This window comes from Cognataquiflexum aquatile (genome assembly GCF_003316845.1).
Taxonomy (GTDB): Bacteria; Bacteroidota; Bacteroidia; order Cytophagales; family Cyclobacteriaceae; genus Cognataquiflexum; species Cognataquiflexum aquatile.
In genome coordinates this window covers 1233585-1245855 of record NZ_QMIK01000001.1, presented here as the reverse complement: position 1 = coordinate 1245855, position 12271 = coordinate 1233585, and the positions used below count along the sequence as shown (strand labels likewise).

At 40.1% G+C, this 12271-nt stretch carries 10 protein-coding genes; 1 reads left to right on the top strand and 9 read right to left on the bottom strand.

All coding sequences use genetic code 11. From position 1 onward, the window contains the following. Positions 1–52: 52 nt before the first annotated feature. The 5 genes from DQW11_RS05145 to DQW11_RS05125 form a co-directional block, all read right to left on the bottom strand. Positions 53–4531, bottom strand: coding sequence for a T9SS type A sorting domain-containing protein (locus DQW11_RS05145; RefSeq protein WP_113922890.1), 4479 nt, complete (start codon positions 4529–4531; stop codon positions 53–55). Positions 4532–4732: 201 nt separating this feature from the next. Beyond that, entirely contained in the window at positions 4733–5743 is a 1011-nt protein-coding gene (corA, locus tag DQW11_RS05140) for a magnesium/cobalt transporter CorA (protein WP_317047868.1), read from the bottom strand. Next, positions 5740–6114: a response regulator gene (locus tag DQW11_RS05135; RefSeq protein WP_113922889.1), complete on the bottom strand. Its 375-nt coding sequence runs from the start codon at positions 6112–6114 to the stop codon at positions 5740–5742. The genes corA and DQW11_RS05135 overlap by 4 nt, the downstream gene beginning before the upstream one ends. A gap of 178 nt (positions 6115–6292) precedes the next feature. Beyond that, positions 6293–7921 carry a chaperonin GroEL gene (groL, locus tag DQW11_RS05130; protein ID WP_113922888.1) on the bottom strand — a complete coding sequence of 543 codons (1629 nt, stop codon included), beginning with the start codon at positions 7919–7921 and terminating at the stop codon, positions 6293–6295. A gap of 43 nt (positions 7922–7964) precedes the next feature. Beyond that, positions 7965–8243 (bottom strand): co-chaperone GroES, encoded by a 279-nt coding sequence (locus tag DQW11_RS05125; protein WP_113922887.1) that lies wholly within the window; start codon positions 8241–8243, stop codon positions 7965–7967. 217 nt (positions 8244–8460) lie between these two features. Here DQW11_RS05125 and DQW11_RS05120 point away from each other — a divergent pair, with 217 nt between their 5' ends. Beyond that, positions 8461–9168 (top strand): hypothetical protein, encoded by a 708-nt coding sequence (locus tag DQW11_RS05120; protein WP_113922886.1) that lies wholly within the window; start codon positions 8461–8463, stop codon positions 9166–9168. Between the two features lie 30 nt (positions 9169–9198). On the opposite strand, the gene secG is transcribed toward DQW11_RS05120, so the two are convergent. From secG to DQW11_RS05100, 4 genes are read right to left on the bottom strand one after another with little or no spacing between them, the layout of a single operon-like run. Beyond that, positions 9199–9564: a preprotein translocase subunit SecG gene (secG, locus tag DQW11_RS05115; protein WP_113922885.1), complete on the bottom strand. Its 366-nt coding sequence runs from the start codon at positions 9562–9564 to the stop codon at positions 9199–9201. 10 nt (positions 9565–9574) lie between these two features. Continuing rightward, complete coding sequence (locus tag DQW11_RS05110; protein ID WP_113922884.1) at positions 9575–10396, bottom strand: hypothetical protein; 822 nt, start codon at positions 10394–10396, stop codon at positions 9575–9577. Between the two features lie 37 nt (positions 10397–10433). Further along, positions 10434–10979, bottom strand: coding sequence for an LPS assembly lipoprotein LptE (lptE, locus tag DQW11_RS05105; protein WP_113922883.1), 546 nt, complete (start codon positions 10977–10979; stop codon positions 10434–10436). After that, positions 10966–12255: a sigma-54 interaction domain-containing protein gene (locus tag DQW11_RS05100; protein ID WP_113922882.1), complete on the bottom strand. Its 1290-nt coding sequence runs from the start codon at positions 12253–12255 to the stop codon at positions 10966–10968. The genes lptE and DQW11_RS05100 overlap by 14 nt, the downstream gene beginning before the upstream one ends. Between the last annotated feature and the right edge of the window lie 16 nt (positions 12256–12271).

Here is a 12271-nt window from a genome sequence, read left to right as displayed (position 1 = left end):
AATCCTGCCTTAGTGGGCAGGATTTAATAAATAAACATGAAAGAAAGATTTTTTAATTTATTACCACCTTTTTGGTTTCCCAATGATAGTTATTCTTGATTTTGATTAGGTACAATCCTTTTGGAAGTGAAGATAAATCCATTTCCACAAGCCTTCCGGAAATGCCTTTTACAGTTCTTACTATTTGACCCTGATTATCCAGCACCATGATTTCGGCTTCCTCCATGTTTGTGTTTTGGGAAAGGACTTTAACAATGCCGGAAGAAGGGTTTGGATATACTTTATATTCTATAGTTTCCTTGTTTGACTGAAGTGTAACGCCCACGACTTTGAATGTTTCGCTTGTGCCATCATAATCCGTCTGTGTCAATCTATAATACTGTCTTCCAAAAACCGGACTCTCGTCGATGAAATCATAGAACAAGATTATATCAGAATCTCCCGCACCCGGAATTATACCGATCGGTGACCAAGTACTTCCATCCAAGGACTTCTCCAAGGTGAAAAACGCGTTGTTTTTTTCCATCGCTGTAGACCATGAAACTTTGATTTTTTCATCTTCGGAGATTGCCGCAGTAAAGGAAAGCAACTCAATTGGAAGGATTCTAAATGACTGGGACAGCGTAAATATACCCGGGGAGAAATTCGGAGTTGGAGTCAGGTTTCGGACAGTACCAGAAGTAGCATTTCCGCTGAGTGCGTCTTGCCCTAAATCTGTCCATTGGGTTCCATCCCATTTGGTGACCATAAATTCATTATAATCATCAATCGGGCAAGTCCTATCGGATGACCATGACATGGTTAATGTTGGGATAGCTGTAGAGTTGGTGTTTGCCAATTCCCAATATTCGCATCCATTGACGATGCCGATAGAAGGTTCCTTACTATCCCTGTCATAAAGTGGGTCTGGGTTGACATGGAAATATCTTCCTGTAAAATGCTGGGTGGCAGCGCCTGTAATAGCCGATGTGGTCATTGGTGCATAAAATCCATCATTACCAAAAGGATAAGTGAAGGCGGTAATCCCAACTTTTCTTATTCTTCCATTGACATGAGAGGCATTAGAGCCTCCTGTCACAAAAGAACCTGATGGAAAAGTCAGAAGGTCCTCATTGTTATTGATGATTCCACCGATAAGTTCAAGTGATATTGGTATGGATATGGGGTCAGACAATTCCAGAGTACCTGTTCCGTTCATTCTTACCCTTCTTAAAACCGGGATTAATGTTCCATCTGTCAGAAGATTCTGTGCAGTACTACCGTTGATTTCCACCGTACCTGTACCAAGACCAAATGTCAATACAGTATTGGAAAGGGCTGTTGAAATATTCCCGGCAAAGGTACTGATGTCATTGAAGGCAGGTTCCATGGCTCCGGTAGAATTTTTGTCAAAAGTCACATCTCCTAGAAATGTGTCTCCTCCAGCTGAGTTTGCAGTTCTTATCCTACCTGTTCCATTGTTGACTAAGGTAAAATCACCAAAGGTATTTCCTCCCTGCCAATCATTGGTTGTCGCTCCATTTTTGATCATGGTGGTCAATGTTCCTGCATTGGTACTAAAGCTGTTTCCTCCATTATTAAGCTGAATACCTGTGGCAGCAGTAAAGGTATTGTTGTCGGGGAAGGCATTGTCATTATCTATGGTAATTCCACCGGTTCCTGTTGAGAAAGTGTTATTTCCAGCTACCGTATTGTTATTGGCAATCAGCATGGTGGTACCTGCTGTGAAGGCATTTGTTCCCGAGAAGGTATTGTTGTTAGAAATAGCGATGGAAGTAGCAGCTGTAAATGTGTCATTTCCGGGAAATGAACTGTTGTTCAGAATTGAAATCAAACCTGCTGAGTTGAAGGTATCATCTCCGGCAAATACGCTTGAATTTTGTAATGTGATGGCACCTGTAAGGGTTGTTATCCCAATATCTCCATTGAAAGTACTAGCGGAAGCAGAAAATGTATTCATCGAAAAATCCCCGTTCGGAACAGAAGCTAGCTGCGAGAAATTATTTACAGTCAAAGTATTTCCCACAGAATAGTTTGACGTAAGAAGACCTCCGTTTGTCAATGTACTTGTTCCTCCGTTGATGCCAAAATTCATGGTACCACCTGCATTGAGGTTATTGATCGTAACATTGTCCCCAAATAAATTGGTGCCAGCTCTTGCGATTTCGAAGGTATTTGTCCCATTGTTGATAAATGTACTGGTGCCTGCAAAAGTATCTCCCTGGGTATTTGCTAGTCTGACAAGTTTGTTTCCATTGTTGATAATGGTAGCGGGTCCAAAGGTATTTCCTCCCTGCATGGTGAGACTCTGTGCGGAATTATCAGTGAGCACCAATGTCCCAAATGTATTGCCTGGACCCCAAGTCACGCCCGCAGCACCGCCATTTCTAGTCAATATGGTGGTATTGCCTGGATTGCTAAACAGGTTCCCTCCGGTGGCCATGTTCATCTGACCTGAGGAAATGAAAGAGTTGTTTCTTGCAAATGTATTTGCCCCAAGGAAAGTGATGGTAGTCGCATTGACTGTAAAATCTCCCTGAAAGCTACTGTTTTGTGATTCAAAAGTTACCGGGTTAAAAACGCTGTTTGGAACCGGGGTAGTTTGGGTAAACCTCCTGACATTTAAGGTGCCCGAATTGAAGTTGGTGGTGGTCAGAGCGCCATTTGTCTGCACCGAAGTTCCGTTTTGGGCTGTGGTACCGCCAAATCTCATCGTGCCACCACCATTGTTATCTATTGTAATTTGATCTGCAAATGTTGAATTGCCATTGTATGCGATATCAAAAGTATTCGTTCCATTAGCGACAAAATTACTCGTGCCCAAAAAATTGTCACCAAGTGTATTTGCAAGCCTTAAAACTGAATTTGAATTATTAGTAATCAAGGTGTTGCCACTGAAAGTATTTCCACCTTGCATTGTCAAATTGTTGATGGAATTATTGGTTAATGTAAGGTTGCCAAAATTATTGCCTTGTCCCCATGTTATTCCCGCTCCTCCATTTCTTATAATGGTTGTTGCATTAATAGGTGAGCTAAAAGTATTTCCCCCTGCAGTCATGGTAATTTGACCTGCGGAAATAAATGAATTGTTTCCTTCAAAGCTATTGGCATTGGTAAATGTCATGTTACCCGAGGTTGTCACTGAAAAGTCACCCAAAAAGTTATTGTCTGCCGAAGTAAAAGTCACAGCATTGAAATTTCCGTTTGGTGCATTGGTCAATTGTGTGAAATTGTTGATTTCAAGAATATTACAAACAATAAAATCAGTAGTGACTAATCCCCCGTTTCGCAATTCACTTGTACCAGCAAATTCACCAATCCTGATTTCACCGGTTGCATCTGTGTTGTTGATCGTGACTTGGTCCTCGAATATATTGGTACCTCTCCTTGAAATATCGAAAAAGGCAGTTCCATTGTTTTGAAATATAACAGGGCCATTAAAGGTGTCTCCCACAACTTCAGCTAACCTGATATTGTTATTGGACTCATTGACCATCAAGGTATTCCCATTGAAAATATTGCCACCATTCATTACCAACTGGCCACCGTTGTTTGTCAAAGTCAAATTCCCAAAAGTATTTCCAGGACCCCAGGTAATTCCACCTCCGCCATTTCTGGTTATTGTGGTTGCATTAGAAGGTAAGCTAAAAGTATTGCCCCCTGCGGCCATTGTAATTTGACCTCCGGAAATAAAAGTATTGTTCCCTTGAAAGGTATTCGCACCTGTGAAAGTCATATTACCTGAGGTGGTGACTTGAAAATTTCCTAAAAATGTACTGTTTGCGACAGTGAAAGTCGTAATGTTGAATGGGCTGTTAGCAACATTCAATGTTTGGGTCATATTGTTGATTACCAAAGTTCCGACAAATCCTGTAGTTATTAGCCCACCTATCACCAAGGAAGAGGTACCTCCTCCGACACCGAAATTCATTTGTCCGCCGGTATTTGTATTATTGATAATGATGCTGTTGATACTGTTCGTACCGTTATAAGCCATTTCAATATTTCCGGTATTGTTTTTATTTACCGTCAATAAAGCGTTAAATGTATCACCATTTGTCTGGGCAAACCTTAGTCGATTGCCATCAGAATTGGTAATGGTTGTTGGTCCATTAAATATGTTACCCCCTTGTAGATCATCGTCGTTTCCTGCACTTTTTGTCAAAGTCATGGTGCCATTAAAGACCATGTTGGATAAATTGTTAAAATCGTTTATAACTAGATTCCCATTGTTAATGCTTCCTCCTGTAAAAACCCCATTTCTTGAAGAAGTCAAAGTAAATCCTGCTAAACCCAAAGAACCGCCTGTTACGCTAATATCTCTAATGGAAATATTAGAGGTCATCACCGGTTGAAAAGTTCCTGCACCATTAATAAGGGCATCTTCATTATTGGCATTTGGAACATTCGCCGGAGTCCAGTTGGCAGCGGTGTTCCAATCAGAACTTACGCTTCCATTCCAAGTGGTTTGGGCAAAACTCAAGGAAAAGGTCGCCACAAAAAGAATTGAAAACAGTAAAATTTTTTTCATTTTATTTCAATTGAGATAATCAAAAACGGGTGTTTGGCAAATCGCTTATCAGGCGGGAAATTTTGGGTGAAATTTCGTGGCCTAATATTCGTATTTTATTAGTTAAGGAATGTTTCTTGTGTTTTTTGGGTGATTCCTACTGAAAAATAAATAAAAAATATTAAAATAAAAGGAATATTTATGTAAATAAAAGGTGAATCATCAGAACCATTTTTTTCTTTTGAAATAGTACACCATCGCCAATGTTGATCCCAAAAAGAAAATCCAGATCAATAAATAGCCATATTTCCAGCCTAATTCCGGCATAAACTCGAAGTTCATACCATACACTCCGGCGATAAAAGTCAAGGGAATAAAAATCGTTGCAATGATGGTCAGGGTTTTCATGACCTCATTTTGTTTGAGACTTAAGTTGGACATAAACAATTCTACCAAGGCAGAAATGGATTCCCTCTGGATTTCCAGATTTTCGATAATTTCAATGACATGTTCATAGACATCATTGATAAAAGGAATGGTTTTCTTTTTGACCAAAGGGTTTTCCGATTTTTTCCAGGCTGACAATAGTTCCCTTGTCGGCCATACCGTCCTTTTGATCTGTTGGATGGTTTTTCTTTGGAGAAAGATTTCAGGCAGTTTGGTTTTCTTGGACTGACTGATGATGCTGTCCTCCATGTCTTCGATTTTTTCAACAGCAAGCTCCAAGCAATCAAAATACTTGTCTACGATGGCATCGAGCAAGGTATAGGCAAAATAATCAGTACCCATTTTTCGCATTTTGCCTGTTGGGTTTTCTAGCCTGGTCCTAATAGGGTCAAAAATATCAAAAGGATTTTCTTGGATAGAGATGATGTAGTTTTTCCCAAATAGTATGCTTACCTGTTCAGTGATAGGTTCACGTGATTTGTTTTTGGAATAAATCATTTTGCACACCACAAAGATGTTTTCTTCAAACTCCTCGAATTTTGGCCTTTGGGAGGTGTTTTTGATATCCTCGAGAGTCAAGGGGTGAATTTCAAAAATTTCGCTTATTTCTTTTAGCAAAGATTCATTGTCCAGGCCATAGAGGTTTAGCCAAAATTTATGGTTCACTTCTAAAAATGGTTTTATCTGCTCTGAAGTGGTAATGTGGTGCTTCTTGAAAACACCATCTCCAAATTCATAAATCTCCATATTGATTTCATTTGATCGGGTTTTGACCGCACTCATCATAAAATATTTTTGATTTTTTCGGGAGAAAGTGGCTTTTCAATGAATCCTTCGACGCAGGCATACTCCTTGGCTTTCTGTCGGTCCTGAAAATCTATTGAACTCGACAGAACGATGATTTTATCTTTCCTCAGTTTAAATTCCTTCATGTATTGGTTTAAAAAATCCCACCCATTCATGACTGGCATGTTAATATCCAGGAAAATCAGAATATTCTCTGTGACTTCCATCTTCCGTATTCTTTCAATCGCCTGTTCGGCTTCTAAAAATTCCTCAATTTGGCTAGTCAGTTTTAATTTTGAAATCAACCTTCTGTTTATCAAGTTGTTGATAGGATCGTCATCTACTAAAATTATGGAATGAAACCTTTGCATAGATGCTTCTTGGAAATACGAAAGTTGTTTAAGTTCTTTCAAATATACTTCTCTAAATTAAAATAAACCGGATTTATTTGAAATTGATTTTTTTATAATTTCAATAAATAGGCTGAGGTTTTAGAAAAAAAAAGAGGAACCTTTTGAGTTCCTCTTTCTATTTTGACCGGAGATTTGATTACATCATACCGCCCATCCCGCCGCCGCCCATTGGAGGCATTGCAGGAGATTCTTCTTTCACATCTGCCACTACACATTCGGTAGTCAACAACAATGCTGCAATAGAAGCGGCATTTTCCAATGCCAATCTAGTCACTTTGGTAGGATCGATAACGCCTGCTTCGAATAGATCTTCATATACATCTGTTCTGGCATTGTAACCGAAATTACCTTTATTTTCTTTGATTTTGTTGATCACAACTGATCCTTCACCACCGGCATTTGCCACGATTGTCCTCAACGGAGATTCGATTGCAAACCTAATGATATTGATACCTGTGTCCTGATCTTCGTTTTCACCTTTAAGGTTGTCAAGTGCTGACACTGCTCTTACCAAAGCAACACCGCCACCTACTACAACACCTTCCTGCACAGCAGCTCTTGTTGCATGTAAAGCATCGTCGACCCTGTCTTTCTTTTCTTTCATTTCCACTTCAGTAGCAGCACCGATATACAGGATGGCTACACCACCTGACAGTTTTGCCAATCTTTCCTGAAGTTTTTCTCTGTCATAGTCAGACGTTGTTTTTTCGATCTGAGCTTTGATTTCATTGATTCTGGCAGTAATTCCTGCTTTTTCACCTGCACCGTTTACAATAGTAGTATTGTCTTTGTCGATGTTGATTTTTTCGGCAGTTCCAAGGTAATCGATGGTAGCATTCTCCAATTTGTATCCTCTTTCTTCAGAGATGACAGTACCACCTGTCAGGATTGCGATGTCTTCCAACATTGCTTTTCTTCTGTCACCGAATCCCGGAGCTTTTACAGCAGCGACTTTCAAAGCACCCCTGATTTTGTTTACTACCAATGTTGCCAAAGCTTCACCGTCCACATCTTCAGAGATGATCAATAATGGTCTTCCTGATTGTGCTACCGGCTCAAGTACTGGAAGTAATTCCTTCATTGAGGAAATCTTCTTGTCGTAAATCAAAATAAATGGTCTGTCTAATTCGACTTCCATTTTTTCGGTATTGGTCACAAAATATGGAGAAAGGTATCCTCTGTCAAACTGCATACCTTCTACAGTGCGCACTTCGGTTTCGGTTCCTTTTGCTTCTTCAACGGTAATGACGCCGTCTTTGCCCACTTTGTCCATTGCGTCAGCAATCATTTTACCGATTTCGTCGTCATTGTTGGCAGAAACTGTAGCTACTTGCTGGATTTCTTTGCTGGTAGAAATTGCTTTTGAGTTGGCTTTCAATTGAGCAACGACAGCAGAAACTGCTTTGTCGATACCTCTTTTGAGGTCCATTGGATTGGCACCTGCAGCCACGTTTTTGATTCCAAGACCAAAAATCGCCTGGGTCAATACCGTTGCTGTGGTAGTTCCGTCACCTGCATTGTCAGCAGTTTTGGAAGCTACTTCTTTCACCAACTGGGCCCCCATGTTTTCAATCGGCTCAGACAATTCGATTTCTTTGGCCACTGTCACACCATCTTTGGTGATCGCAGGTGCACCGAATTTTTTGTCAATGATGACATTTCTTCCCTTTGGTCCGAGCGTTACTTTTACTGCATCAGCAAGAGCATCCACTCCTTTTTTCAATCTGTCTCTAGCGTTGGTATTGAAAAATAGTTCTTTAGCCATTTTTTTGTTGTTTTAGGTTCTTTTAAATGTTTGAATAAGTTGATTAAAGAATCGCAAAAATGTCTGATTCTCTCATGATAAGGTAATCATGTCCTTCAACTGCAAGCTCTGTACCTGCGTATTTGCCATAAAGCACTTGGTCACCTACTTTTACAGTCATTGGTTCGTCTTTTTTACCGCCACCTACTGCGATCACTGTGCCTTTTTGAGGTTTTTCTTTGGCAGTATCAGGGATGTAAAGTCCGGAAGCGGTTTTTTCTTCTGCTGCAGCAGGCTCCACCAGAACTCTGTCTGCAAGAGGTTTGATGTTTACTTTTGACATAATTATTGGATTTTTAAAGGTTAGAAACAAAATCTTGTAAACCTCAATTATCACTTCTTGTGCCAAAGAAGTTATTCTACAGCCAACTGACATATAGTCCGTCAATTTGACTTTATTGCTGTCAGAAGTTTGATGTTCCTGTAATATTTCCTGTCAAATTTTCCCATGTATTTTTAAATGATGTCAGATTTTTTTAAATTTTCACAAACTGAACGTTATGAAAAGCTTATCTGAAAATTGGATTACTGAAGGTTGGATTGATTTTGAATACAAAAAATACCTTCTATTGGCATATCTGCAGCATGTCGGCGGGCAGTTCAAAGAGGTGAAACTTTACCCTCCGCTTGCCGAACTGATACAGCATTACAGCCGGCTCAAAAGTTTTGAGCAAAACAGGGATCAGATCAAATCCGCATTCCCCAAAATGCTGCAGGGACCTGATTCCAAAGAGTTGAAATTTACCTACAGGCCTTTGGTCATCGATGATGATATGATGAAACAGTTGGAGGAGATTGTAGCATTTTCACTTCCCCAACTCAAAAACCATATCGAGGACGGAAAAAATATCTATGATTTTCTGGAAGGAGAAATGAAAATAGAACCTATCGGAATTTCTCCTTTATATCAGAAGGAGGGGTATGTTTTTCTTTCTTTTGACAAGTCCAGGGATGTATTTGTCTACAGGTACAAGGTGAACCTGTTTCAAAACAGCATTGATACCTTCAAAGGAATCATGATGCAACTCATCCAAAAGGTGAGGCGGTCCATCCTCAATACCTATGAAAACATCAAACTTGACCTGATAAAAACCAACAAAGAACTGCCAAACCCTGCTACATTCAGTATTTGCAGCCGTCAGCAGATTCCATTGGAAGAGAGTTTCGTTCCGATCAGCAAAAGACTGATCCTAAAAATGGTGGAATAAAAAAGCCCGCATGGTGCGGGCTGTTATTTTTTAATTTTCGTTTTCCGTGGTATCTACCGGAACAGTTTCAGTTCCCTCTGTAGGCAAAATACTTTCCGTATCACCAAAAGAAGGACTTACCACTTGTTTCCTTGCATTTTCAATATTCGGAGAAGTGGATTGACCGGGCTGAATGGTTGAAAAGAAAGCTGAGGAGGATAGGGAAAGGGCCAAGATGGCAATTGCCAACACCCAAGTAGATTTTTCAAGTATATTTCCGGTCTTTGTCACACCCATAATCTGGGATGCTCCTGCACCAAAAGCTGCTCCAACGCCCCCTTTTGAATCCTGTGCCAAAATGACAAGAACCAATAAAACCGCTAGAATGATGATTAATGTAATGAGAAATGTGAACATATGAGTGATATTATAAATCCAAGTCTTTAATTAAGTCCGCAAAGTAAATGTTTTTATCTGGAAATTTCACCATTAATTTTTGATAAATTTCTTTAGCTTTTTGTTTTTTACCCTGCTTTACCAACAGTTTTGCATATGATTCCGATAGCAATGTCGGATGGAGATGGGTGCTGTTTTCGGAGAGATCGGCTTGTTTTTGGAAATCTTCCATTTCCTTGAGTGTTGCCAATTTGAATTCCCTTTTGCTGAAAGCTTTGATCAGATCTATCTGTTCTTTTTTCTTCTCATCTACAATTTCCTTCTTCTCCCTTTTCCTGATGTTTTCAATCAAATCATCATTTACCCTTCTTTTTTTGGATTTTGGCTGTGCTTCAGTTTCTTCTACATTTTGGGTTACCTGTTGGTCTTTCCTGCTATTGAGATTTTCTTCCAGTTTTTTGAGGATTTTAGCCCTGATCTCCGGATCGGTTTCTTTGGTGGGTTCAGGGATGAGGGATTTTTCAAATCCTTCCAACACTATTGATTTTTGAATGGTCGGTTTGAAATTGGAAAATTTCTCTATGTTTTCGGCAATCTTGTTTTCCAAAAACCGGAACGGGATATCGGATTCGATCATCAATTTGAGCCACGACCGGTCAGGGCTTGTAATTGACGCCCAATTCAAAAATTCTTTTGCTTTTCCACCCGATTTTTCAAATTCATATTTGGCGAGCAACACCTTCGGGATCTGAAAAAACGGAAAACTCTCATGCAATTTGATCAGGTGGGCGATATCTTCTTTTTGAAGGGTATTGCCCACTTTCAGAATTGAGATTAGTTGATGGCTGTTCACGGTTTTGATTATTGAATAGATTCCAATTTACTCATTTTTACCAATTGGCAACGGTAGCAGTAAAGATGTCCTGAATAATATTATTGAAAATTTCCTCAATCAGCTGACTTTCGACCTGAAGAATGGAAGTTGTCCTCGGGTCATAATCTTTGAAGAAAGAGAATGTTTGCTTGAGGTTTTCCTCCTCATTGACAGTATTCAGGTACTCTACTTCAATAGAAATAGTCAATCTCATCTGACCCGCCCTGTCAGGAAGATTCGGGTCTGTGCTCGTTACAGTTGCCTGTGGGGTGATCGCATAGCGTTTGATGGCGCCGAGAAACTGTAAATCTCCATTTGTTCTGACCAATTCAAGTTGGGTATTTCTTTGATAAAACTCTTTAAGTGATTCCGTAAAGAGCTGCTCCATATTGGCAGGACCACCTCCGGAATCGTTGAAAAAATTCTCCACCGAAAATGTCTTGGTCAATTCATAATTAATGTTGGTTCCGGTAAAGCTGTATTTGATCGCACATCCCTGAAGCAGCAATATCGGAAATAACAATGTCAAGAAATGGCGTTTTGATTTCCTATTCAATGTCATATTGTTTTATTTTTCTATATAACGTCCTTTCGGATATACCAAGGTCACCTGCGGCGTATTTTCTTTTGTTGTTATGCTTACGAAGTGCTTTCAGAATCATTTCTTTTTCTTTTTTCTCCAAAGAAAGTGAATTATCGTCTTCCTCATGGATAATGTCCTCGATAGTATCGTCATCATAGTCTTCCGTTTCCTCGTTTTGGTTTTGGTGGTCGATTACCAAAGGGACATTGGATGGAACACTCGAAGCCTTTTTCTCCTCGAATGAAGGGGAAGAGGGCTCTAAATCATCAAAAAGATTTTGATGCTTGCTCATGATATTGGAATTAAGGCCTCCAGATTGAAATGCCTCAAGTACCAGTTTTTTGAGTTCATTCATGTCCTTTTTCATATCAAAAAGGACTTTGTACAGGATTTCTCTTTCCGAAAAATCCGAGAATTCATTTGAGCCTCCTGAGCTTCCGGTCAGGGCAGGAAGCCGGCTTTGGTCAGTCGGGAGATATTTTGACAAAGTTGCAGCGTCCACCTCTCTGTTTTCTTCCAATAGTGAGATTTGTTCTGCGATGTTTTTTAGCTGACGGATATTTCCGGGAAATGGGAATTTTACCAATAACTTCTTTGCAGCTTCATCAAGCGAAATGGGCTTTACTTTGTACCGTTCAGAAAAATCAGTCGTAAATTTTCTGAACAACATGACAACATCATCGCCCCTTTCCCGCAGTGGTGGTACGTAGATCGGAACAGTATTCAACCTGTAATAAAGGTCTTCTCTGAATTCGCCTTTGTCTACGGCTTTGATCAGGTTTACATTGGTGGCAGCGATGACTCGGACGTTTGTTTTGAGCACTTTGGAGGAGCCAACTTTTATAAATTCCCCGTTTTCCAAAATCCTGAGGAGCCTTGCCTGTGTTCCAAGCGGCATTTCGCCGATTTCATCGAGGAAAATCGACCCGCCATCAGTCACTTCAAAATAGCCTTTCCTCGCTTCATGTGCACCGGTAAATGACCCTTTTTCATGGCCAAACAATTCTGAATCAATCGTGCCTTCAGGAATTGCCCCGCAGTTGATGGCAATAAATTTGCCATGTTTGCGGAGGCTAAGCGAGTGGATGATTTTTGAAAATGATTCTTTCCCGCTACCGCTTTCTCCTGTAATCAGCACTGTCATGTCGGTAGGAGAGGCCTGCATGGCCACCTGTATGGCATGGTTGAGCAAAGGGCTGTTGCCGATTATGCCAAACCGCTGCTTGATACTTTGAATCTCTGAGTTTGTGATCATTATAGCGTCTTAGATA